The 23,140-nt window shown below is 68.2% G+C and carries 18 protein-coding genes and 1 pseudogene; 8 read left to right on the top strand and 11 right to left on the bottom strand.

Annotated features, from left to right (window positions below; genetic code table 11):
* Nucleotides 1-44: 44 nt before the first annotated feature.
* Both I6J71_RS14225 and I6J71_RS14220 read left to right on the top strand, forming a co-directional pair.
* Nucleotides 45-1,277: a helix-turn-helix transcriptional regulator gene (locus I6J71_RS14225; RefSeq protein WP_204095147.1), complete on the top strand. Its 1,233-nt coding sequence runs from the start codon at nt 45-47 to the stop codon at nt 1,275-1,277.
* 66 nt (nt 1,278-1,343) lie between these two features.
* Nucleotides 1,344-1,637, top strand: coding sequence for a hypothetical protein (locus I6J71_RS14220; RefSeq protein WP_204095146.1), 294 nt, complete (start codon nt 1,344-1,346; stop codon nt 1,635-1,637).
* On the opposite strand, the gene I6J71_RS14215 is transcribed toward I6J71_RS14220, so the two are convergent.
* The 7 genes from I6J71_RS14215 to I6J71_RS14185 all read right to left on the bottom strand — a co-directional run bounded on the left by I6J71_RS14215 (nt 1,627) and on the right by I6J71_RS14185 (nt 9,518).
* Complete coding sequence (locus I6J71_RS14215; protein ID WP_239154811.1) at nt 1,627-3,267, bottom strand: protease pro-enzyme activation domain-containing protein; 1,641 nt, start codon at nt 3,265-3,267, stop codon at nt 1,627-1,629. The genes I6J71_RS14220 and I6J71_RS14215 overlap by 11 nt on opposite strands.
* Before the next feature lie 748 nt (nt 3,268-4,015).
* Nucleotides 4,016-4,951, bottom strand: coding sequence for a hypothetical protein (locus I6J71_RS14210; RefSeq protein ID WP_204095145.1), 936 nt, complete (start codon nt 4,949-4,951; stop codon nt 4,016-4,018).
* A gap of 1,463 nt (nt 4,952-6,414) precedes the next feature.
* Nucleotides 6,415-6,663 (bottom strand): hypothetical protein, encoded by a 249-nt coding sequence (locus I6J71_RS14205; protein ID WP_204095144.1) that lies wholly within the window; start codon nt 6,661-6,663, stop codon nt 6,415-6,417.
* On the bottom strand, nt 6,660-7,202 hold the full coding sequence (locus I6J71_RS14200; RefSeq protein ID WP_204095143.1) for a DUF421 domain-containing protein: 543 nt from the start codon (nt 7,200-7,202) through the stop codon (nt 6,660-6,662). The genes I6J71_RS14205 and I6J71_RS14200 overlap by 4 nt, the downstream gene beginning before the upstream one ends.
* 287 nt (nt 7,203-7,489) lie before the next feature.
* Complete coding sequence (locus I6J71_RS14195; RefSeq protein ID WP_204095142.1) at nt 7,490-8,569, bottom strand: maleylacetate reductase; 1,080 nt, start codon at nt 8,567-8,569, stop codon at nt 7,490-7,492.
* The gene (locus I6J71_RS14190; protein ID WP_204095141.1) at nt 8,566-8,772 is read right to left on the bottom strand and encodes a tautomerase family protein; all 207 of its coding nucleotides are present in this window, start codon (nt 8,770-8,772) and stop codon (nt 8,566-8,568) included. Before I6J71_RS14190 ends, I6J71_RS14195 begins: the two co-directional genes overlap by 4 nt.
* Nucleotides 8,772-9,518, bottom strand: coding sequence for an SDR family NAD(P)-dependent oxidoreductase (locus I6J71_RS14185; RefSeq protein ID WP_239154808.1), 747 nt, complete (start codon nt 9,516-9,518; stop codon nt 8,772-8,774). Before I6J71_RS14185 ends, I6J71_RS14190 begins: the two co-directional genes overlap by 1 nt.
* Before the next feature lie 327 nt (nt 9,519-9,845).
* On the opposite strand from I6J71_RS14185, the gene I6J71_RS14180 reads away from it, so the two are divergent.
* The 4 genes from I6J71_RS14180 (at nt 9,846) to I6J71_RS14165 (ending at nt 16,464) form a co-directional block, all read left to right on the top strand.
* A complete protein-coding gene (locus I6J71_RS14180; protein ID WP_204095139.1) occupies nt 9,846-10,511 on the top strand; it encodes an FAD synthetase family protein in 666 nt (221 codons plus the stop codon).
* 225 nt (nt 10,512-10,736) lie between these two features.
* Nucleotides 10,737-13,664 carry a BTAD domain-containing putative transcriptional regulator gene (locus tag I6J71_RS14175; protein WP_239154806.1) on the top strand — a complete coding sequence of 976 codons (2,928 nt, stop codon included), beginning with the start codon at nt 10,737-10,739 and terminating at the stop codon, nt 13,662-13,664.
* Nucleotides 13,665-13,747: 83 nt separating this feature from the next.
* Nucleotides 13,748-14,308, top strand: coding sequence for a flavin reductase family protein (locus I6J71_RS14170; protein WP_204095138.1), 561 nt, complete (start codon nt 13,748-13,750; stop codon nt 14,306-14,308).
* Nucleotides 14,305-16,464 carry a LuxR C-terminal-related transcriptional regulator gene (locus tag I6J71_RS14165; RefSeq protein ID WP_204095137.1) on the top strand — a complete coding sequence of 720 codons (2,160 nt, stop codon included), beginning with the start codon at nt 14,305-14,307 and terminating at the stop codon, nt 16,462-16,464. The genes I6J71_RS14170 and I6J71_RS14165 overlap by 4 nt, the downstream gene beginning before the upstream one ends.
* A 95-nt stretch (nt 16,465-16,559) precedes the next feature.
* Here the strand turns inward: I6J71_RS14165 and I6J71_RS14160 are convergent, their stop codons facing one another.
* The gene (locus tag I6J71_RS14160) at nt 16,560-18,089 is read right to left on the bottom strand and encodes a 4-hydroxyphenylacetate 3-hydroxylase family protein (RefSeq protein ID WP_204095136.1); all 1,530 of its coding nucleotides are present in this window, start codon (nt 18,087-18,089) and stop codon (nt 16,560-16,562) included.
* A gap of 169 nt (nt 18,090-18,258) precedes the next feature.
* Here I6J71_RS14160 and I6J71_RS14155 point away from each other — a divergent pair, with 169 nt between their 5' ends.
* Together I6J71_RS14155 and I6J71_RS14150 are read left to right on the top strand one after the other, a co-directional pair.
* Nucleotides 18,259-19,098, top strand: a complete 840-nt coding sequence (locus tag I6J71_RS14155; protein ID WP_204095135.1) for a dioxygenase — start codon at nt 18,259-18,261, stop codon at nt 19,096-19,098.
* Between the two features lie 70 nt (nt 19,099-19,168).
* Nucleotides 19,169-19,978 (top strand): annotated as a pseudogene (locus tag I6J71_RS14150) (IS5 family transposase).
* A 467-nt stretch (nt 19,979-20,445) separates the two neighbouring features.
* Here the strand turns inward: I6J71_RS14150 and folP are convergent.
* The 3 genes from folP to I6J71_RS14135 all read right to left on the bottom strand — a co-directional run bounded on the left by folP (nt 20,446) and on the right by I6J71_RS14135 (nt 23,093).
* The gene (gene folP / locus I6J71_RS14145) at nt 20,446-21,246 is read right to left on the bottom strand and encodes a dihydropteroate synthase (protein ID WP_204097046.1); all 801 of its coding nucleotides are present in this window, start codon (nt 21,244-21,246) and stop codon (nt 20,446-20,448) included.
* An 88-nt stretch (nt 21,247-21,334) separates the two neighbouring features.
* A complete protein-coding gene (gene purU, locus I6J71_RS14140; RefSeq protein ID WP_204097045.1) occupies nt 21,335-22,225 on the bottom strand; it encodes a formyltetrahydrofolate deformylase in 891 nt (296 codons plus the stop codon).
* 19 nt (nt 22,226-22,244) lie between these two features.
* Nucleotides 22,245-23,093, bottom strand: a complete 849-nt coding sequence (locus tag I6J71_RS14135) for a bifunctional 5,10-methylenetetrahydrofolate dehydrogenase/5,10-methenyltetrahydrofolate cyclohydrolase (RefSeq protein ID WP_204095134.1) — start codon at nt 23,091-23,093, stop codon at nt 22,245-22,247.
* Nucleotides 23,094-23,140 lie beyond the last annotated feature (47 nt).

Here is a 23,140-nt window from a genome sequence, read left to right as displayed (position 1 = left end):
ACTGGAATCTTGAAAGGCGCCCACAGCACGCCGAAGGGACAAGCATGAGCGACGCTCAACCGAGCTGGGCCCGACGCATTCGCAGCATGCGTGAGGCCCGCGGCTGGTCGCAGGCTGAGGCAGCCGAGCAGATGCGCCGCCACTCCGACAAGACACTTCCCGACGCGGATCACCTACTCCGCCGGTGGAAGGCATGGGAACTCGGCGAGAACAAGCCCGGCGGCCATTACGCCCCGCTCATCGCCGCCACTCTCAACACGGCAACCCAAGCGCTCTTCCCCCCTGAGCAGGCGCCCAGCAACTCCGTCGAGCTGCTGACTGCAACGGGCATGGACACGCTCGAAATCGTCAGCCGACTTCAGGCGTCTGACGTAAACGACGCAACCCTTGAGGCGGTCCGGATCACCGTTGACCGCCTGTGCTCGGAGTACGCCCGCCAACCCCCGTTCGAGCTGATCACCGAAGGGCGCCAGTGGCTTCGCCGACTGGTGGAGATGCAGGAACAGCGACTCAACTTCCGCCAGCGCCGCGACACCCTCGAACTCGCCGGCTGGCTCGCCCTCCTTGTTGGCTGCCTCGAGTACGACCTGGGCGACCGACGAGCAGCCGAGGCGACTCGACAGGCCGCGTTGAGCCTGGGCAAGGAGGTCGGCAGCCCCGGCATCATGGGTTGGGCGCACGAGATGACGGCCTGGTTCGCGCTCACCGCGGGCGACTATCGCGGCGTACTGGCAGCTGGTCGGGCTGGCGAGCAGGTCTCCGGGACACACAGCGTGTCGGTCCAGCTGATTGCACAGCAGGCGAAGGCGTACGCCCGGATGGGCATGCACGCCGAGATGAACACGACACTCGAGCGCGGCCGCGTAGCGCTCGACAAGCTCGAATATCCCGCAAACATCGACAACCACTTCGTCGTCGATCCGTCCAAGTACGACTTTTACGCGATGGACTGTTACCGCCACGTCGGCGAGGACCGCCTCGCGCGCGAACTATCCGATGAAGTCATCCGCGTCAGCTCCGGCTTCCAAGACCAGGATCGTTGGCCGATGCGCATCGCTGAAGCTCAGATCACACTCGGCGTAGCTGCGGCTCGCGAGGGAGATCTCGACGGAGCTGTGGTGTATGGACGTCGGGCGCTGACCAACGGACGCAAGTCGTTGCCGTCGCTGACCATGGTCTCTCAGGACCTATCGACCGTGCTACGTGAGCGATACTCAGGCGAGGCCGCCGCCGGCGACTTCCTCAACGAGTTGCGCGAGATCCAGCGACCGGCGTGAGTTCGCGGGGCGGTGGGACCACCTAAAGTCCGGTGGCCCCGCCGCTGTCACGCAACTGGTCGTTCTATGTCCACCAGTCCTCAGTTTCCAGTAATCGACTGGACGGCAGTCTCGGCCAGGCCGACCAGCATCGTCTTCGCCGCCGTGACCGTCATCCAAAAGCCACTGACCAGCCCACCGGTCGACAGCGTCACGGCTCATTCGCCTGTCAAGAAGCGCGACGAAGTGCGCCTCAATATCGTCCATGTCCGGCTGCTCACCAGCGATCACGCGTCGACCGTACCCACTTCATTCCGGCTGACGGCACCACGAGACACCAATTGCCCGGACATAGCGACGCCGCCCAGCTTTACCCCCTGACTCCGTCCGATCCGCGGTGCGACAAAGCGGCCAGCAGCGCTTCGCCGTCCGGGACGCCGAGCCCGGTGCAGGCGTCCCAGCCGGGCCCGGCCCGGTAGTCGCCGTTGTCGCCTTCGGTGATGTCCCGGAACCCCGGCTGTACCTGACCGGGCGTCACGCCGGCGTACAACTCGGTCTGGATCAGCCCCAACGGTCGCTCGAGCGACTGGACCAGCCGGCACACCAGCGCCGCCCACAGCGGGGACACCGCGCTGGTACCGCCGATCACCATCCTCCTGCCGTCCACCAGTACCTCGTACCCGCTGGCCGGGTCGGCGTCGCCGGCCACATCCGGCACCCCGCGCCCGTCGTTCTTCCCGCCGCGCGGAGGTTTCGGCACGCCCGCGCCGGTCTGATACGCCGGTCGCTCGAAGGAATCACTCACCCCGCCACCGGTCGCTCCGCCGCCGTCTCCGTTGTTCCACACCGTTTCCGAGCTCACCGTGCCGCGGGCATCGGCGTTCAGGTTGGTGCCGCCGCAGGCCAGCACGTGCGGGCTGGACGCCGGGAAGTCCGCGTGCGGACTGCCGTCCGCCTGCCCGTCCGAGCTGCCGTTGTCGCCGGCCGCCGCGGTGACCGTGACCCCCAGCGCCGCCGCGTCGGCGAGCGCGTCATCGAATGCGATGCGCGCCTGTGATGTCCACTGGTCCTCGCTGGCACCCCAGCTGATGCTGACTGCGGTCGGTGTCGGGTCGGCGTGCACGGCGGCGCTCAGCGCGTCGACGAATCCCTGGTCGGTGTTCGGCGCGAAATAGACCACTTGCTTGGCCTTCGGCGCGAGCGCACCGGCCACCTCGATATCCAGCAACACCTCGCCGTCGGCCGAATTCGGGTCGCCCGACGGAGAATTCTCTCCGCCATCGACGAGAACTTCGGTCACCGAGGGGGTGTCGATGCCCAGGTCCTGGAAATAGGTGTTCACGTCCTTGGTGGTGAATCCGCCGCCGAGTTCCAGGATCGCGAGGGTCTCGCCGTCGCCGTCGGTCCCGGCAGGGAACTTGTACACCGCGGCGAGCTTGTCCGGGGTGTACGACTTCTGCGCCCCCGCGTGTGCGTGCAGTCCCTGCACCCGCATATGCGGGCGGGCCTGCGGACGGTTGTCGAGACCCAGCACCGCGACCACGATCCCGTCAAGTGCGGCGGGTACGCTCAGCTCGCCGGACCTCGCCCGGTGCTCGATCATCCCGTCCGCGACCGGATCGTTGCTGCGCACCACGTTCAGCTCGACACCGAACGCGGCGGTCATCGCCGACGCCGACCCGGCCACGACGATCCGTCGCGAACCGGGCTCGGTCCGCACGATCTCCAGCCCGGCCGCGGTGAGCGCCGCCGTGACCGCATCGATATCCGCCGGGTCGGCGCCGTGCCGGTCGGCAAGTTCCTGCCGGGTCAGGGTTCCCGGCCCTTCGACGAGTTCGGTCGGAAGTGTGGACCGTCGCCGCAGGACCAGGGTAGCGGTGATCCGCTGTTCGGCCCCCAGTGGTCCGACGACCTGTGCATCCGCCAGCGCGGCGCGTGAACTGCCCGGCACCGCCACGAAATTTTGCTCGGTCATTCTCGGATAGTCCGCTTGCTGTCGCAGGGCGGTCAACCGTGGGCTGCTGCTGCCGGCGGCCGGGTCCGGTGGGGCGAGGCCGGCCTGATCGCTCCTGAGTGGTTGCCATTGCGGCCGCGGTTCCGGTGGTTGCTTACCAGACCCTGTACGAAAGCGATCGCGGGATCTCGCGTGTGTACGGATTCAGCACGCCAAAGTGTCTATTGACGTCATTTTCGTCAATCTTCTTCGGTCCTCGCCGCGAAGCGTTGCTCATGTGAATGTAACGGGGACGTCGAGAACGCTCGTGTCGCCAACTAGCGCCCCCGTGAAATATTAGCCAAGCGTTCCTGTCGAAGTCGATCCGGCTGCGTAGTAGCGGGTGCCGCGCACCGTCCGAGTGACCGGTTGATCGAGCCCATGCGCAACCAGGACAGCTTCAACAACCGGATTATCGAACACCAGATCCAAGGGCTCGCGCAACTTTGCTGACCATCCCTCTGACACCAGCTGGATGGGCTGGTGGAGGGCCTCGTTGACATTACCGGCGTCGACTCGGCTATCCACTTGCTGTTAGCACATAGTGACGGACTGTTGGGCCTGAGAGGTGATCGGTCGACTGAGGTTCCCCTTGCGCGCGTGGTCGTGGCGGCCAGCCTCGTCGCATTGTTGACCTTCGGGTCGTGCCTGCCGTCGCAGGTGGCGGTCAATGGCCCGTTGGTGAAGCGCAGGCCGCGCCAGATACGGCAGGAGTTAAGACCGCGGAGGAGTCGTGGATCCACTGTTTCGCAGGTCAGAGGTCTACCTAACTCTCGCGGGGCGAAGCACCTGGTGCATAGCGATCGAGTTCTGCGGTCAGGCAGGCGCTCACTGCGTGCTCCAGCCGATGCCGGCGTTCGGGCTCATCGACGAACGTCCCAGTGTGGAGATACCGCCCGCGTTGCTTCACCCACCACCGGAGATCACCGTCTTCGATCTCAACATCGTGCATGCCGAGATAGTCGCGAGTTGCCTGAAAACTACCCTTTGCCCGGGTGCTCTGCAGCCGGTCTCGAAGTCGCTCGCGCTCTGGCTTCGTGAGATCGAAGTCCGCCAGCAACGCGTCCAACCGCGTACCGAGGAGTTGCCGCTTCTCAGCGCCAAGCCGCTCTAGCAGTGACGTCTCGTCGGCGTCCACGAGCACTTCCAGCGCGGCCGCGATGAGGGCGAACTTGACAATCTCGTCCCTTGCGTTCTGCGCCGCGTGAAACAGCCGCAGGCCGTTACGCAGCCGCGCCGACCAGGCTTTCCGCCCCGCGAACCGGCGAACGTCTTCAGCCGGTGGATGCGTTACGACCGCGGCGAGGTGCATGTTCAGCACCCTTCCGGCCCGACGGGCCTCGCCATCGGGGTCGTACAATTCGGCTCCGGCCTCAGTCACCCCACCACCGACCACATCAAACGGGGGCGGCGGTCCGTCTGATTGATAGACCGCGTCCGTGCGACGCACTTGCCGCCGTGCGTCTCTTACGAACTCGTAGCCGCTGAACGTTGAGGCAAGGGTCATCATCAAGTCCAGTGCAGCGTCCTCGGCAGCGCCTAGCGCCGTTGTGGCATCCGGTGCGCGCACCGGCACCTCCAGTACGACCTCCGGTCCATCGACCGTCGCTGTGATGCCTTCGGGAAGGTCAAGCGGCGGTGGCAGATGATGATCATTCGACGCCCGGATAATCAGCGTCACGGCGTAGCCGCGATCCGACATTCCGACGTTAGCTGCCGACTCGACGCTTCCGTCTCCGGCACTGGGCTGCCCTGGCTCAGAGGACTCCTCCATCACGCAGGCTCAGTCGCGCTGGAGCGCCCGAGCGCTACGCCTGCTTCGCGGGCGGGCACGGTCTATGGGCGGCCCACGCGCCCGAGAGACCAGACGCTATGCAGGTCAGGGGCCATTTCAGGGCTGGATTCAAAACCCGTCCAGTGTGAGTTCGAATCTCACCGGGGGCACGGGCAACATCTACACAGGAATGGGGCGCCCGAGGGCGGGCGACCCCTGCGTGTAGGTCATCGCGTCGGTGATCGGCTCCGTCAGTTCGGCCACCGCCGGAAGCTCTCTGGCATCGCGTTGTGGTGATACCGCGCCCGGTCTGAACTCCGACCAGCGCGAAGCACTGGTCCTGGAACACGCCGACCCGGTTGTGCGACTCCGTGCCGGTGCCGTACGGAGCTGGTTTCCAGGGCACTTACCGAAGGCGCAGTGCGAGCCGGGGTCTCCGTCTCCATGGTCCGCCGGTGGGTCCTCGGGTTCGTCAACCGCGGTGTCGTCGCGCTCGAAGGTGGCTGCGACACCGCGTCCGTCGCGATCTGCGTCCGGGATGGACCCCCGTGGCAGCGGTTTCGCCGACGCGTCGCGCGCCTTCCTCGCCGGCGTTGGTGCGGAACTCCACGCCGCTCGGCGCGAACGCGGCTGGACACGACAGCAGCCGATCGAACGCTGTGGTGTGCAGTACTCGCCGGAACGCATCGCCAACGGGGAGCACGGTGCCCGGGCCGTGCCGATCGTGGCCTCGGCCACCGCTTGCCGAACGATCGAGCTCTCGGTGACCGAGGTCGCCGGGCGCGCCTACACCACCACTTGGGCGAGCTGCACCGCGATCGAGCCCACGCCGCCCGCGGCGCCGTGGACCAGGATGGTCTGGCCGGTGGCCACGCGGCCGGGCACGCTCAACGTCCTGGTCCCGAACAGTGATGGCTCGCACGACAGTCCTTACTGGGTAATCTGCCCGCGAGCGTTCCCTCGTCGTCACGTCGCGCGTTGCTGACGACCCGCGATACGCAGTGATCCGACCTTCTCTGATCTGCACCGTGTCGACCGACAGAACGCGGCCCAGCTGGTGAAACGCGAGGGCGAGTTCGCCGCCGACCTCGACGAAAATCGATGCGGTCGGATGCCCGCGCGGATCTGACCGACCTGACCGTGGCGGGCGTGGGCGGGGCCCGGCGCAGGTGTTCGACCCACCGGGACTGGGAAGCGGACTCGACGAGCACGTTCGACCCGCTGTCGGGCCGCGCCTCGCTGATGACGGCGACACAGCGGTCAGTGAGTCGCTTCCGGCCGAAGTCGGTCAGCGTTTGCTCCAGGCCGTCTCGGCCCTCGGCCGAACGACACAGCCTCGACGTACGCGGTACCGGTGCCGACACGGACAGGCTGCCCACCAACGACCCCGCTCAGCCGACACCCTCCGGAAACTGCGCATCGACCCAGCGCGCGAGCGGGTGGTCGTGTCGATCGCCCGAGCCGCACAGTCCGACGATCGAAACACGCCCGTGGCAGCGGATGGTCGACCACCATCGGAATAACCAGGAGCGCGCCCCGCTGGTCACACCGGAGGTCGGCGGCACGATCGGGAACGCCGACGCCGACACGGGATGTGCCGTCGCACCGGTCGAGGTGTCGGGCGCACCACCGTCGTTCATGGAAACCTCTCTTCGGTGTATCCAGGAATGTCTTCGACCAGGAATGGATCTGGCGTGGAGCCCCGTCGGGCCACGCTCATCTGACCGTTCGCCTCGAGTACGACCCAGGCGACGTCGTCAAGGCGCGTTATACCGGCCAGCCGAAGGCGCTGGCGCAGTTCGTCGTGTGTCACCCGGGCGCGGAGCAAGTCAGCGTGACGGACATCCGACCCAGCCATGAGCAGAACCGGCTCGTGCCGCAGCGACGCGCCGAACGGCCGAGTCTTCTGCGCAAGTGCCAGCAACCGCTGCAGCACGAACAAGGTCACCATGGCGACAACACCGCCGGCGAGAGTCGGCACACTCAGTAGTGCGGTCCTGCCGAGCACTGCGCCGAAGGCCATGATGCCGGCGACATCATGAGGCGCCATGGCAGCCAAACTGCGCCGCCCCATGACTCGTACCAGCACAAGGAAGACCCCGTACATCACGACCGTCGTGAGCGCGACCGCGATCACTCCTCCTGGGGTAATCGCCCAGATTTCAGACAATGCGGGCATGGGTTGCCTCCGTTGTCACTGCGAGGGCTGCCCGTCACCACGCCGTACCAACAGTGGCGGACGCGCGACAACAGCTCCGGATTGTCGACCTGCCCCGCGTGCTACTGGTCACTGCAGCCGGCCGCCTGGAGCAGCCGGGAGTGGTGGGGCGAATCAGCACCAGCGGACCGGATCGCCGAGCTCCGGGACCAGTTCGGGAATGGGCGAGACCAGACCCCTTCGGCGAGATGACGGAATGAGTCGGCGTAATCGCGCCGAAGCAACGGCTACCTACCACTGGTTCATCCTCAATGGCCGCGCGTTCCCCTGGCCGGTCGAACGCCGTACCAGGCTTGGGTGAGTAGCCCCAAGATCCCCTCCCTGGTCAGCGGCTTCGGATTCGGATACGGCGAGGCGATCACCTGGTCCGCCACCTCACTGAGGCTTCCGAAGTCGAACCCGAGCTCACGCAGGCTCGTCGGACCATCTGCCTGCTTGATCAGGTCGAACACGCCGGCCGGTGCATCGGGCACGTCCAGGGCCCCGCCTATCCGCCACATCACTTCCGACGTGGCCGATGAGTTGTAGCGCATCACATGCGGGAGGATCACGGTGTGCGTGATCGCATGCGGTAGGCCGAAGCTGCCACCCAGCACATGGCACAGTTTGTGGTGAAGGCCCATTCCGACCGACGCCAGGCACATTCCGGCCAGCCATGCGCCCCGGAGCAGGTCCGACCGCACCTCGACGTTGGTGGGCTCGCCGATGACGTGTCTCAGTCCCTTCCCGATGCCCGAGATCGCGTCCAGCGCCCATCCGTCGACGATCGGGTTGGCCTGGGCCGAATACAGCGCCTCGATCGCGTGCGCAAGCGCGTTGACCGCGCTGGTGACCGCGATCGGCACGGGCAGCCCGCGGGACAACTCGACGTCGTAGATCACCGTTTCGGGCAGAACCGACGGCGTTGACCGGGTGGTCTTCTTCCCGCCCGCGGTCTCGCCCAGCACCGGGGTGACCTCGGAGCCCGCGTAGGTCGTCGGGAGAATGATCTGGTCGACGCCAGTCCGCGCGGCCAGCGCCTTCGACAGGCCTGTCGTCGAGCCCCCGCCGACCGCGACCACGCAGTCGGCGTCGCTTGCTCGCAAGTGCCTCAGTGCCTCCTCGGTCACGCTGACCGGGGTGTGCAGAGCGGCGCCGTCGAACCGGGCGGCGCACAGTGGGCCGAGCAGGTTCTCGACCCGGTCGCCGAGCTCCGCGAGACCACCGCCGGTCAGAAGCAGCACGCGGGACCGGCGCAGCCGGGCAACCTCCGCGTTGACCCTTGCCAGCAGCCCCCGGCCGAAGACGATGCGGTACGGCAGGCCGACGTACTCGAACTCGGCCGTCATGGCGTGGCTCGCGGGTGTCGGGTGTCGTGCAGGATCGTGCCACCGACCATGACCGCGGTGTCCGGCACCTCGACGAGCCAGCCCCTGAAGGCGCTCTCCGGCGTTCCGGTGGCATCGGCGGCCGCCGCGGACACGGCGGCCAGCAGGTCTCGTTTCACGGACACGTCGTGTCCCTCGGCGATCGTGATCTGGATGAACGGCATCAGGCCACCTGCTTCGTCAGGCCACCGTCGACGCGCAGCACCTGACCGGTGAGGTAGGACGCGTCGGCAGAGGCGAGGAACGCGACCGCGGAGGCGATCTCCTCGGTGCGCGCCCAACGGCTCAGGTGAATTCCGGGCGCATCGACCATGTCGGTGCGCACCGCGTCGGCAGTCAGACCTCGTTCTTCGGCCATCGCCTCGTGCCGCGCGAGCCGGCCTTCGGTCAGAGTCATCCCCGGTGACACCGCATTGACCCGGACGCCGCGCTGCGCGGCTTCAGCCGCCAGGTAGCTCGTCAAAGCCACGACCGCCGCGTTGGTGATACCGGTGACCGCGGCACCCGGAACCAGAAGGTGCACGGTAGCTCCCGCAACATCGACGATCGCGCCACCGGTCATCTTGGGCAGAACGGCTCGGGCGACCCGAACGAAACGGCGAAGTTTCGTGTCGAGCGCTGCCCCGAGCACTCCGTGGTCGGTGTCGGCAAGTGGCGCCGACGCGATCTGGGGTCCAGCGCAGGTGACGACGATGTCGAGCCGGCCGTGCCAGGCGTGCGCCTTGCCGGCTGCGGCGGCGACGGACTCGCTGTCGCGCACATCGGCGGGTACGGCCAGCGTGTCGTCGCCCAGACGTACCGCGGCGTCCTTCACGGCAGTCTCGTCCCGCGCGAGCAGTGCGACAGCGGCGCCCTCCTCGACGAGTAGCTGCGCCGCGACGTACCCGATACCGCTGCCGGCCCCGGTCACCAGCGCCGTGCGCCGCCCCGTCCACTCGCTGCGTGGCACCATTCGGGTCTCCTTCTGCTTGTCCCCCGGCGGCTCTGCCGCAACGGTGCTTCCACTGCAACGCGATCCGGCGTGGGCTGACAAGTCGGCCTAACAGAGCCGTTCACGTAGTGCCCCGCACCGGACTGGCCGGCTCTCGCGTCGCTAACACACGGTTGGGCACCATCGGGTGGCTCAAACCCCGAACGGGGAGGAATCATGGATGGTCCTGGAGTGCTCGGAACACCGCACAGCTCACCGCCCCGGCTCGTTGACGCGCTACCGGTGCGGCGGCCGGGCCGCCGCACGGTGGCGGTCGGCACCTTCGACGGTGTCCACCTGGGTCATGCGCGGGTGATCGCGGGCTGCGAGACCGTGCTGACCTTCCATCCGCACCCGCGGTCGGTAGTGCGACCAGGCGATGGGCCGCGACTGCTGACTGACGCGACCGGCAAGCGAAAGAGGCTCGCCGCGCTGGGTGTGCGGGAAGTCGTGGTCATCCCGTTCGACCGCGAGTGGGCGGCCGTGGACGCGGCCACGTTCGTCGACGAGGTGCTGGTCGGACGACTCGGAGCGGTCCGGGTGGCGATCGGGGCCGATTTCCGGTTCGGCGCACGTGGCACGGGCGATGCGGAAACCCTGCGGGCGGATCGGCGGTTCACCACCACGGTCGCGGAGATGGTGACAGTCGAGGAGGACATCGTGTCCTCGTCCCGCATCCGTGATCTCGTCGCCGACGGTGACGTCGAGCGGGCCGCACGGCTGCTCGGCCGGCCGCACACGCTGCCCGCCCGCGTGATCGGTGACGGCCGTCTGGTGTTCGATCCCGCTCTGGCGATTCCCAGCCCAGGTCGCTATACGGCGGTCGTCGACGGCTCGACGACCCAGGTGACCGTTCTCGCCGATGGTGTCATCGAATCGCAGCGGCGGCGCGAGGCGCGCCCGGTCGAGGTGGCCTTCCTCCACCGAAGCTGAGGTGGCCCGGCCCCTGTTAATCCGCGCGAAAACCCACGTTGCTCACCGGTGTCGCGCGGGGGACACTGCGTTGCGGACGAGCCACACAAGTCGGCAGAGCGTTGGGAGGTGCGTCGCGTGGCGCCTTCCGATGCCGGCGTGCCGCCGGAGCCCGGATCGCGTACCGTCATCCGGCGGAAGCTGGCGCCGCCGGTTCTCGGTGACCGCCTGGTCCGGCGGGGTCGGGTGACCCACCGCATTCGCGACCTGCTCGCGCGGGCGAATGTGCTCACCGTGTATGCGGCAGCAGGATCGGGCAAGACCACCGCCGTTGCCATGGCGCTGCGTGACCTCGACCAACCCGTCGCGTGGGTGTCGCTCGACGGTACCGAATCAGCGGCAGGACGCCTCCTGCTGTACATCGAGGCAGCCCTCGCGCCGCACACCCCCGAGGCGAGTGGCGCGGCGACCGACGCCCTCGCTGCAGGTATCCTGATCGGCGAGGCGGCGGGCCTGCTCGCCGAAAGCTTGCACGGCACCAGAATCGTGCTCGTCTGTGACAACGCCGAGCGGATCTCCGGCAGCGACGAGGCGCTCGCGGTGTTGTCCGCACTCGCTCGTTACGCACCTGCGGACGTCCGGATCATCCTCATCTCCCGGACCGCCCTGCCGCTGGACACCGGTTCAACCGGAGAACTGGCCCGGGTCGCCGAGCTCACGGGTCCGGACCTCGCCTTCGACCTCGACGAGGCAGGGGAAGCGTTGCGCCTGGCCGGGCGATCGGCGTCGGACGCGGCTGAGGCCATTCGCGTCACCGGGGGCTGGGTGGCGGGAATTCTCTTCGCCGATGGAGCCGTCGCCGCCGCACCGCACCGGCTTCGTGACTACCTCACCACGCACGTCCTGTCCGGACTGTCCGAACAGGAGCGACGGTTCCTGGTGTACACCAGCCTGCTGGATGAGGTCACCGTCGACGATGCGGTCGCGCTCCAGCTCGAAGACGCACCCCGGATCATGGCGGCGCTGCGCCACCGTCATCTTCCCGCCAGCTGGCCCGACGATCGAACGTTGATCGTCAGCCCACAGCTACGGGACCACCTGCGCGAACTGCTCGCCGAGCAGGATCCCGGCGAGGTGAAGCGGGTCCGACTGCGGCATGCCCGGCTGCTGGTCCGCCGGGGCGAGCAGGAGGAGGCCGTGGACGCCCTGCTCGGTGTCGGTGCGGTCGACGAGGCGTGGGTCCTGGCGGCAGAGCTGTTACCGCGCCTGATCGAGCGGATGGACTTCGGTCCGGCGGCGCGCTGGCTCGACGAACTGCAGGTGTCCGAACGTTCGCTTTCCCCGCGGATCGGCGGGATCGTGCTGCACGTCGCTTTCGCCCTGGAACAAGCCGGGCGTGGGGTCGAGCTGTATGACCGGCACGGTCGCGGCTGGATCACCGAGCTGGCAGCCGACGAGCACAACGGCTCGGGTGAGGCTCTGGTACTGCTGGTGTGGTGCCTGTGGCATGCGGGCCGGATCGCGGACGCCGAGTACGTATCCGGTTTGCTGCCGCCGGGGCGAGCCAGGGACATCGCACTCACCGTGCTCGCCCTGAGCCGCGACGAACCACCACCCCCGTTCCCCGCTTTCGCGACCACCCCGTCGGGACCGCTGGACGGGATGCTCATGCGGCTGGCCTTCATGCGCGGCCGGCTGGCCGGATTGGACGACCCCGGTGCCCATGGTCCTTGGCGCAGCGTTCTCGGTGCCCCTTGGGTCATCGCCGGCCTCCGCGCGACGGGCCGGATCGAACAGGCGATGGCGCGCTACGAGGCGCACCGCGACGCACCTCAGCCGCTGTGGCTGCACGCGCTGGACGCCGTGGAGCTCATGATCGACCTCGGACGCGCCGAGGACGCGTGGCAGGCCTTGCGGCGCGGCCACGAACTCGTGGCGGCGACCGGGTCGCAGATCTACCGGGTGCTGCTGAACCTGATGGAGGCGAAGTTGTGCTTGCGCCTTCATCACGACCCGGAAGCCGCGCATCGCGCACTGGACGAGGCGGAGGCGAGCGGCTCGAACACGCACGCATTCACTCGCGAACTGGCATTTCTCTGGCGAGGGCTCGCCTTCCTGCTGCGGCACCGCGACGACGAGGCCCGTGAGGTGCTGCAACAGTGCCTGCAGAGCATGCTCGCCGCGGACCGCATGCTCGAGATCCCGACAGTGACGTGTTACCTGGCTGAAGTCCTGTGGCGACTGGGCTCGGAGGACGATTCCGACGAGTCGGCGGCACTGGCGATCAGTGTCGCGGAGGAACGGGGTTCGGTGCATCTGCTGCTCAGCGCGCTGGCGGACGTACCGGCCGTGGCCGTACGCGGCGCGGACACCGAATCGAACCGGTTGTCACGCTGGCACGAGCTGACTGCGTCGCTCGCGAACGGCCGCCGGATCACCGCGGCCGGCCGGGCTCCGCGGCTGGTGCTCGAGGATCTGGGCGAGCCGGAGCTGCGGGTGGACGGCGCGACGGTGACGCCCCGGCTGCGCAAGAGCATCGAACTGCTCGCCTACCTGCTGGCCACCCCAGACCACGAGGCGAGCCGGCAGGAACTGCTCGGCGCACTGTTCGACTCGAACAACGAAGCGGCTGGGCGCAGCTACTTGCGGCAGGCGCTGTATCGCCTGCGTGAGGTGCTGCCGGACGAACTGTCGCCCGTCCTGCGGGAAGACCGGTTCTGCCTACCAGGCCTCGACCTGGTGAGCAGCAGCGCGGCCGAGGTCCTGGAGGCGTTCGCGCAGGCCGATCACCAGAACGGGGAAGCCAGGCTGGACACGTTGACCGTAGCGCTGGCCCGGACCGAGCGAGGCAGATACCTCGGTAGCCTGTCCGGTGCGTGGGTGGAGGCGCGGCGCGCCGAACTCGACGAGCGCATCCTCCGGGCCCGGCTGGACGTGACCAGGGTTGCGTTCCGGCTCGGCCGGTACCGGGAGGCGGTCGCCAACGTGGACACGGTTCTGCGCCTCGATCCGTACCGCGAGCAGGCCTGGCTGCTGCGGATCACTCTCGCCCAGGCCAGCGGCAACGACGACGACGTGCTCGCGCTGTACCAACGCTACGTGGCGACCATGCACGAGCTGGCCGTTCCGCCGTCGGCGGAAGTGCACCGCCTGGTCACCCGGCTGCGGAGCTGACGCACTGATTTCCCGGGTGATAACGGGGTCGGTGGCACGGTGGTTATGGCCAGCGTCACCCGCGTGCTCCCACGGAGGTAGCAATGGACAGCGTGAAGCATCTTGCCGTGCCTGCTGATACGGACGACGGGGTTTACCGTTTCCGCCAGGCCATTTCCCGGTTCAGCACGGGGGTAGCCGTGATCACCACCCGCACCGCGGACGGGCCGGCCGGGATGACCGCGAGCGCGGTCGCCTCATTGTCGATGGACCCGCTGCAGCTGCTCGTGTGCATCGGCTCGAATCTTCCGACCTGCAAAGCAATCGTCGAGTCGGGGTCTTTCGCCGTCAACGTCCTCGGCGAAGACCACGAACACATCGCGAAGCACTTCGCGACGCGCCGGAAAGACAAGTTCGCGGGAATCGATCTGCGGGCGGACAGTGACGTCCCGGTGCTCGCCGACGCGATCGCGCACTTCGTCTGTGCCGTCGCGGACACGTTGCCGGGCGGCGACCACACGATCGTGGTGGGCGACGTGCTGAAATGCGATCACATCCCCGGCACCAACCCACTGGTCTACTTCGCCAGCGCTTTCGGCAGCCTCTCGGGCCCGGCGACCCACAGCGGGACGGCCGGGGGCTGGCACTTCGCGTCGGCGATGTGAGCGCACCCCGAACGCGTTCGGCCGTCGTCGTCCGGACCCGGCTGCGGCCACCCGCCCCGCATCCGGACGACGTGCGCCGCACGCGCCTGCTGGCCCGGCTGAACGTGGTGAGCGAACAAGTGATCCTGGTGGCCGCGCCGCGCGGCGCCGGGAAAACCGTGCTCCTGGCGCAGTGGGTCGCCTCCCAGCGGTGTGCCTGGGTGAGCCTCAGCAGCCACGACGACACCCCGGCGGGCGTGTGGTCCGCGGTGCTCGAATCGGTACGAGCCCACTGCGCCGAGGTTCCGGCACCGCCGGCGGCACTGCTCGACGACGAGACGACCCTGTTCACCGAGATCATCCCCGAACTACTCAACGCACTGGCTTCGGCCGGGTCGCTGGTGCTCGTGCTCGACGGGGTGGACGTCATCGAGGACCCGGCGACCAGGGCAGCGCTGAACGAGTTCGTCCGCCGGGCCCCGGACACCGTCCGCGTGGTGCTGGCGACGGCTCGCCCGCCGAGCGGGCCGATCGCCGCGCTTCGCGCGGCCGGGCGCCTCGCCGAATTCACCGAGGAGGACTTGCGGCTCGACTTGGCGGAGACACAGCAGCTGCTGTCAGCCGCAGCCGGCCGCCCGGTCGACCGGACAGAAGCAGCAGCGGCGTGGCGGGGATATGCGGGCTGGGCGACCGGTCTGCGGCTGGCCGGCATGGCCCTGCGGAACCAGCCGCCCGGCGTTCTTCTGCCACATCCCGTGCCCTCGGTCGAGGAATTCTTCCGTTCCGAGGTGCTCGAACGCGTCACCTCACGCCAACGCCGGCTACTGCTGTACAGCAGCGTCCTGGCGGAGCTGACCCCCGGTCGTTGTGCGGAAGTGACGGCGCTCCCTGCGGCCGGTGAGACGCTGACCGCGCTGGCCGCGTCTTCGCTGCTGCTGCGGCGGACCGGGGCGGGCCTGCGATGCCACCCGGTGCTGCGGCTCGTGCTCGGCTCCGTGCTGGCGGAGGAACATCCCGATGCCGTCGCGGTCCTGCACGCCCGCGCGGCAGAGCGCCTGCGGCAGGAAGGCGATCCGGACGCCGCCTATGAGCACGCCCGACTGGCCGGGCTACCCGACGTCGCTGTGCGGACAGCGATCGAGAGCTGGCCGGCAGCACATCCGCGGACCCTGCTCGCACGGCTCGACGAGGTACCGTCGGTGCGCGCCGAGGCTCACGCAGTCGCCGCTGCGGCCGAGCTCGCTTGCGGGCGCCCCGTCCGTGCGGCGACTCGGCTCGCCGGTACGGACGACGGCCCGGCGCTTGCCGTGCGCGCGTGGCTGGCACTGCACCGGGGCGACTTGGCCACCGCACAGCGGGATGCCACGCGGGTGATCACCGTCAACCCACCGGCGGGAGAGCGTCCCTGGTGGCTGCTCATGGCTCACGCCGCGCTCGGCGCCGTGGGGGTGTGGGAGGGGCAGGCAGCCGACGTCGTCGACCAGCTCGCCGCGACGGCTCGCGAAGCGGACCGGCTCGGCTATCGGGATGGCGCGGTGCGGGCGCTGGACGCGCGCACCGCCGGATTGCTGCTCACCGGCGACACCACGGCCGCGCTGGCCTCGGCTACACAGGCAGTCGCCTTGCACCAGCTCGATCCGACGCGGTGTGTGGCTCCCGTCGTCGCACCAGCGTGCCTGGCTGCCAGGGCGGGCGCGGACCGCGGCAGGATTCCGCCCCCTGCGGCGACTCTGGTACCCGCCGCTCCCCATGCGGAGGCGTTTTCGGCTCTCCTCCACGCGCAATCCACGTCGGCTTCCGGCGACGCGAGGCACCGGCGGAAAGCACACGCTCAGGCGCGTGCCGCACTCACTGGGCTCCGGTACGGCCCGGTGCTCGCCGGGTTGATCGAGGAGCAATGGCCTCGCGGGTTTCCCGACCTTCGCCCGGCGGTGCTGTCCGACCGGGAACGCGCGGTGCTCCGTGCCCTGTCCGGGCCGCTGACCCTGCGCGAGATCGCCGCCGAATTGCACGTCTCGCACAACACCGTGAAAACCCATGTCCGGTCGGTGTTCCGCAAGCTGGGGGCCCATGACCGCGCCGATGCCGTGAGCCGGGGAGCCGCCCTGAGCACGGTCGCCGGCCGTGCCGCGCACACCGGCGCAGCGCGGCCGGCGCCGGCACCACCAAGGCGATGACAGTGCGGGCGTGACCGTCTCTCATCCTCCGGCTTGGTGGCGGCCCGAAACGGCCGGGTAGTGGACACCGGCCGTCCCGAACCGCGGTCTTGTGGTCAATGGGCCCGCGCGTCCTGCTGGCGTGCGTAGGCGGCTTGCCCGGCGTACTCCGTCTTCGCATCGTCCTTCGGGGTTGCCGGCTCGATACCAGCGATCTTGCGCGCGAGGTCGGCCAGCGGACCCCCCGGTGCCATCTCGGCACGAGCCATGGTCAGCATTCGCACAGCCAGCAACGGGGTTCCGTTGAAGTTCTCGAACACGCTGATCCGGTCACCCCAGTCCGAGAGGTACAGGTCCCGGATGACCCGGCTGATCTTGAGCCGGTCATGCGGCCGCCCGATCGGACCCGTCTGCAACGGCTCGAGCCACCGGCGCAACTCCGGCTGGTTCCACTGCTTCTCGGTGGGGAAGATCAGCGACGAGCGCCCGGCCAGATCGACCAGCTCATTGACCATCCGGGGCACGTTTTCCAAGTAGTAGGCCCGGCCGAAGTCGAACAGCAGCACGCTCGGCTTGTACAGACCACCAGGTGTGGTGAACCCGTCTTCCTCACAGGCGAGCACGTGGGCGCGCAGCGTCTGGTGGAAGCCGACGAGCTGAGCCAGCCGAGCCTTGACCGGCGGCAGCTGGTAGGTCCCCACGTGCTCGGTGATCAGCAGGGCCAGGCCGACCATGACCTCGGCGCGGATCGTCTGGCGCACGAGCGCCTGGTAGTGCAGCCAGTCGAAGACCCGCTGCGGGTAGAGCGAAGCGTGCTTCGGGTTTCCGATGTGGAAGACCTGGTTCCACGGGATGAACACGTCGTCGAAGAGGATCGTCGTGTCCAGCTCGTCGCCCTTGGCGGCCAGCGGGTGCTCTTCGTACTGCCCTTCCTTCACCGTGCTTTCCCGGCAGACCAGCGTGACACCAGGGGTGTTCGCGCGGACCGCGCCGAAGATGACCTGTTCGCTGGTGATGCCCGGCCGGAAGAACACCCCGATGTGAATGTAGTCGGCGAACGCCGCACCCGTCGCGATGGCCTTCACACCCCGCACGACGATGCCGTCCTCGCGGGTCTCCACGATCCGCAGCGCCGGCGACTCGGCCTGAGCCGACTCACGGGACCGATCCGTCTGCGGGTCGACGAACGCCGGCGCGGCGTTGAGGTCGCCGTCGACCATCAGGTCCCAGAACTCGTGGATTCCCACGGTCAGGTCACGCCCGCCGGTGCCCTGCGACTGCTCGCTCCACGGCACGGGATCGTCTTTGTAGGTGAGCAGCACGTAGTTGTTGACGTCCGGCGTCCTCGGCACGGCGCCGCCGTCGAGCTCGCGGATCACCGTCTCCAGGTAAAGACGCTTCTGCTTCAGCTCGTCCTTCGTGGTGTGGCGGAACCAGGTCATCGAACGACGCTCACCGTCGTCGTCGACGAAGGTCATGACATCGCGCAGGTCGTCCCGGTGATGCAGGTCGTAGAAGTCCGCGATGCGCTTCGCGTAGTCGCGTGTCTTCGGATGGGTGGCTACGTTGTCGACCTTTTCGTCTCCCACCCACACCACGCGGCCGTCGTCCAGTGCCTCCAGGTATTCCTTACCGGTTCGCAGCACAGGTCGCTCCTTCCGTTCGGTGGCGCGTCTCGATGCGCCGATACCGACCGTGCCGCCGAACGGGGTGAGGAAAACCTGGTCCCGCCGGGTGAATCCGGGTTAACACCGGATTTCGCCGCTGCTAACGGCGGCCCGGATACCTTTCCGGCACAAGCGCGAGGAGGCAGCAATGCTGGACCTGGACGAGAAGAGCATCACCGAAGCGGTGCTGCGCACACTGGCGGACGCGCCCGACTCGCGAATCCGCACGGTGCTGTCCAGCTTGGTGCGGCATCTGCACGACTTCGTCCGCGACGTGGACCTCACCGAGTCCGAATGGGCGCACGCGATCGGCTTCCTGACCCGGACCGGACAGAAATCCGACGACACGCGGCAGGAGTTCATCCTGCTCTCCGACGTGCTCGGGGTGACCATGCTCGTCGACACGGTCAACCACCGACGTAGCACCGGCACGACCGAAAACAGCGTCCAGGGACCCTTCTACCGGGCGGTACGGCCTGAGTTCTCCGATGGCGCCGACATCTCCAACGGACTGCCCGGCACACCACTGCTGTTCCACGCCACCGTGGTCGACACCACCGGCGCCCCGGTACCCGGAGCCGAATTCGACGTGTGGCACGCCGACAGCCACGGCCACTACGACTCCGACGTACCGGGCCTGGACGCTGCCGCGATGCGCGGGCTGTTCCGCACAGGCCCGGACGGGACGGTCAGGATCCGCAGCATCGCGCCGGCCCCCTACCCGATTCCCGACGACGGACCCGTCGGCGAGCTGATGCGCGCCACCGGCCGGCCGGTGATGCGTCCCGGACACATCCACGTCCGGATTGCGGCACCGGGATTCTCGACCGTGACGACGATGCTGTTCCGCGAAGACGACCCGTACCTTGCCGACGACCCGGTGTTCGGCACCAAGCGGTCGCTGCTGTACCGACGTGACCTCCGAGAGGGGCCAGACGGTCCGTTCGATCTCGTCGAACACACTTTCGTGCTGGATCGCCTGCGCTAAGAGCTCCTGACAAACGATCGTGGACTAGCCTGATCACCTGTCTGTTGGTCGAGACGTGAGGAAGGGTCAGCTGCCGCCGTGGATCGTGTCCGATGAGTTGTGGGCACGCATCCAGCCGTTGCCGGTCGTCCCACGACGTGCCGATCATCCTGGTCGCAAGCGCCTGGACGATCGCACGGTGCCCCGCGGCATCCTGTTTGTGCTCTCCACCGGGATTCCCTGGGAGTTTCTGCCGCAGGAACCAGGCTTCGGTCCGGGGAGTGCTGCTGGCGACGCCTGCGGGACGGGAATGACACGGGAGTCGGGCAACGCCTGCACGGATCGCTTCCGACTGCCGTGCACAAACCGCCGACACACTCGACTGGTCACGGACGGTGATCGATGGCTCTCACGTGCGAGCCCGGCAAGGTGACCTGAAACCGGACCGAGCCCGGGTTGACCGTGCCCGAACACGCTCGAAACACCACCCGATCACCGAAGCGCACGGTATCCCGCTGGCAGACGTGCTGACCGGCGGTAACCGCAACGACGTCACTCGGCTCATGTCGTTGATCGAGACGATCCCGCCGGTACGGGGCCGGCGCGGGCGACCCCGCGGGCGACCGGACACGATCTACGCCGACCGCGCCCACGATCACGACAAGGACCGCAGACTGGTACCGGACAAGGCCACACGCCCCCGTTCGCCCGGCGTGGCGTCGAACACGGTTGCGGGTCGGGCGTGCACCGCTGGGTCGTCGAGCACAGCGTCGCCCTGCTGCACTGGTTCCGGCGTCTGCGCATCCGCTGGGAGGTCCGCGACGACATCCACGCGGCGTTCCTGAGTCTCACCCGCGGCATCACCTGCCGGCGCCGACCAGGCAACCCCGCATTGAGTTAGGAGTTCTCAGGCTCCGAGCCCGGCCACCCCGGGCGGCAAGACCCGGGCGCCCGGTGCGTCGTCATGACTGGAATATCCAGTCGACGACGAATCGGGCGCTTCGATCCGTCCACCCCACAGCCCTGGCGCGCCGACCGCTCAGCTGCGTCGAGCGCTGGGAGACATCGCTACCTGAGGAGGCGCTGAAGGTGACGACGTCGGTCCGTCGACAGCCTTCATCGGCTGGCGTGAGCTGATCGAATTGGGCAGTGGCTTCACCGCGTGCAGGCACCCTCCACGTGTACGCCTGCTCCCCGGAAGAAGGGCCACCCGCTCTCTACCTCCTCCGGTCGGGCCTCGGGAGGCTGCGTTGGGCAGCAAGGGTCCGACACAGCCCAGCAGGGCGATGGGTCGTTCCGTCACGCGTGCCGGTCATCGGCCTCGGCGAGTGGCCAGGCTTGAGGGAGCAATCACTGAGTACGACTCGGTCACCTCGCCGTTCGAGTCCTTGGCCGGAGCAGCTCGCCCACTCTCGCCGCAACCACCGAGCTCGGCACGTCGTGTACTCGGACGGCGAACCCGCCGCGCGCCGCCACCGCCGTGGTCACCGCCGTCGTGGCCGCCTCGCGCAACGCTGCATCTGCGGCAGAGCCGGGCGCGACGGCCGTCAGAAACGACTTCCGCGAGGCTCCTACCAGGATGTGCCGGCCCAGCACGAACAACTCCTCGAGCCGCCGCAGCAACTGCCAGGTCTGGTCGGCGGTCTTCGCGAACCCGAGCCCGGGATCCACGATCACCCGATCCGGACAGAGACCCTGGGTGACGAGGGCGTCCACTCGGTTCCTCAACTCCCCCAGCACGTCGACGACAACATCGCGATAGCGGCTGTGCTCCTGCATCCGGGCGCTGTGCGCTCGCCAGTGCATCGCGATGTACGGCGTTCCCAGTTCCGCGACGCAGCGAACCATGTCCGGGTCGGCCAACCCGCCGCTGACGTCGTTGACCAGCACTGCACCGGCATCGACTGCAGCCTCGGCCACCGTGGCCCGCATCGTGTCGATGCTGACCGCGACGCCGGCCGCCGCCAGTTCTCGGACGACCGGGAGCACCCGCGCCCGCTCTGCGGCTGCCGGTGTTCGACCGGCTCCAGGCCGGGTCGATTCGCCGCCGACATCCACGAGGTCGGCGCCCTGCTCCGCCAACCGCAATCCGTGCTCGACCGCAGCGTCGACACTGAGATACCGCCCTCCGTCGGAGAACGAGTCCGGGGTCACGTTCACCACCCCCATCACCAGACAACGGTGACCACCGGGCGCGGCGGCGACGGCCCGCTCGAGTTCTCGGACATGACCGGGCCGAGTAGCGATCACTGCGACCTCATCGAAAGACGATCGTCCGGGCACCGTCGAGCAGCACCCGGTTCTCGGCATGCAACCCCACTGCTCGAGCGAGCGCGAGACATTCGTTGTCTCGCCCCAAAGCCGTCACCTGTGCGGCAGACATCGAATGGTCGATCCGAGCCACCTCCTGCTCGATGATCGGCCCCTCGTCGAGGTCGGCGGTGACGTAGTGCGCCGTCGCGCCGACCAGCTTGACGCCACGCTCGAATGCCTGGTGATAGGGCCGAGCCCCCTTGAAGCTCGGCAGCATCGAGTGGTGGATGTTGATCGCTCGGCCGTCGAGTTTACGACACAGCTCGTCGGAGAGGATCTGCATGTAGCGGGCCAGGACCACGAGATCGATGTCCAGGTCGTCGACCAACTCCAGCACCCGCCTCTCAGCCGCCGAGCGGGTCTCAGGCGTCACGGGTACGTGGTGGAACGGAACCTCGTAATTGTCGGTGAGTACGGCGAGGTCCGGGTGGTTGGAGACCACACCGGCAACCTCGATGGGCAGATCCCCGATGGACGATCGGTAGAGCAGGTCATTCAGACAGTGTCCGTAGCGGCTCACCATGATCAGAACGCGGGCCCGCTGCGCCGCGCGAGTCAGCTGCCAGGTCATCATCAACCGGTTACCCACGGCGGCAAACGCCTGCCGCAGCGCCGGCACATCGGGCACCCCGCCGTGCACCGCCTCGAACTGGACGCGCATGAAGAAGCGCGACGTCCGCGCGTCCCCGAACTGCTGGCTCTCGAGAATGCTGCAGCCCTGCTCGGCGAGAAAACGTGCCACCTCCAACACGATCCCCGGCCGGTCTGGACAAGCGAGCGTGAGTACCAGGCTGTGGTCCACGTCGGCCACCCCGGCATCTGTAGCGCCCTTCATCGTGCGCACCTCCACATCGTCACGTAGCCATCCCCTTTCGGGCGGCCAGAATGGTGTTGCGGATCAGCCAGACGTCGGTCACCGGTCCGACGCCGCCCGGGACCGGAGTAATCGCCCGGGCGCGACCGACGACCTCGTCCCAGGCCACGTCACCGACGATGCCCGGTCTGCCGTCCTCCCCCTCGACGAGGTTGATCCCGACGTCGACGACGACTGCACCGGCACGCACGTGCTCGGCCCGGATCAGGCCGGGCACCCCTGCCGCGACGATCAGCACGTCGCCACGCCGGGTGTGGGAGCCCAGCCGGCCACTGACGCTCGCCCATTCGTCCACAGAGGTCACCGCCGACTGCTTGGCGTAGGCGAGTGATACGGCAGGCTTTCCGACGTTGTTCGATCTGCCCACCACCACGATCCGCGAGCTGCGGTAAAACGCCGAAGGCTCTTCGCCGACCTCCGCGAGCCAGGAATCCAGAAGGTGGTACACGGCCGCGGCCGTCGACGGGATGTACCGCGGCGTCCCCAGCGCGAGCAAACCCGCGTTCTCCGGGTGCACCGCCTCCACGTCCTTGATCGGATCGAGTGCCGCGAACACATCCGCCTCGTCCAGATGTTCCGGCAGTGGCCTCAGGACCAGGATTCCCGAGACAGACGAATCGCCGTTCAGCTCCCGGATCGCGGCGAGGACCTCCTCGGCCCGAGCCGATCCGGCCAGTCTCACCGAACGGTGCGGGACCCGCAGCTGCTCCGCGGTGCGATCGATGCGCCGCAGGTACGCTGAGGCTGCCGGGTCCTCGCCGATCGACAGCGTCGCCAATCCGAACCGCCCGCCGCGAGCCTTCGCCGCGTCTCGCTCCTCGGCGACCACCTCCCGCAGCGCCGCCGCGATCTTGCGGCCGTCGATGACTTGAGCCG

It is taken from the genome of Amycolatopsis sp. FDAARGOS 1241 (assembly GCF_016889705.1).
Taxonomy (GTDB): domain Bacteria; phylum Actinomycetota; class Actinomycetes; order Mycobacteriales; family Pseudonocardiaceae; genus Amycolatopsis.
The sequence above is the reverse complement of the archived record's forward strand: the minus strand, read 5'-3'. Positions and strand labels throughout refer to the sequence as shown.

Bases quoted from the DNA above. Each gene is read 5' to 3' on its own strand.
- I6J71_RS14225 (WP_204095147.1), top strand. From the start codon at position 45: ATGAGCGACGCTCAACCGAGCTGGGCCCGACGCATTCGCAGCATGCGT.
- I6J71_RS14220 (WP_204095146.1), top strand. From the start codon at position 1,344: ATGTCCACCAGTCCTCAGTTTCCAGTAATCGACTGGACGGCAGTCTCG.
- I6J71_RS14210 (WP_204095145.1), bottom strand. From the start codon at position 4,951: ATGTCGGATCGCGGCTACGCCGTGACGCTGATTATCCGGGCGTCGAAT.
- I6J71_RS14205 (WP_204095144.1), bottom strand. From the start codon at position 6,663: ATGAACGACGGTGGTGCGCCCGACACCTCGACCGGTGCGACGGCACAT.
- I6J71_RS14200 (WP_204095143.1), bottom strand. From the start codon at position 7,202: ATGCCCGCATTGTCTGAAATCTGGGCGATTACCCCAGGAGGAGTGATC.
- I6J71_RS14195 (WP_204095142.1), bottom strand. From the start codon at position 8,569: ATGACGGCCGAGTTCGAGTACGTCGGCCTGCCGTACCGCATCGTCTTC.
- I6J71_RS14190 (WP_204095141.1), bottom strand. From the start codon at position 8,772: ATGCCGTTCATCCAGATCACGATCGCCGAGGGACACGACGTGTCCGTG.
- I6J71_RS14170 (WP_204095138.1), top strand. From the start codon at position 13,748: ATGGACAGCGTGAAGCATCTTGCCGTGCCTGCTGATACGGACGACGGG.
- I6J71_RS14155 (WP_204095135.1), top strand. From the start codon at position 18,259: ATGCTGGACCTGGACGAGAAGAGCATCACCGAAGCGGTGCTGCGCACA.
- folP (WP_204097046.1), bottom strand. From the start codon at position 21,246: ATGGGGGTGGTGAACGTGACCCCGGACTCGTTCTCCGACGGAGGGCGG.
- purU (WP_204097045.1), bottom strand. From the start codon at position 22,225: ATGAAGGGCGCTACAGATGCCGGGGTGGCCGACGTGGACCACAGCCTG.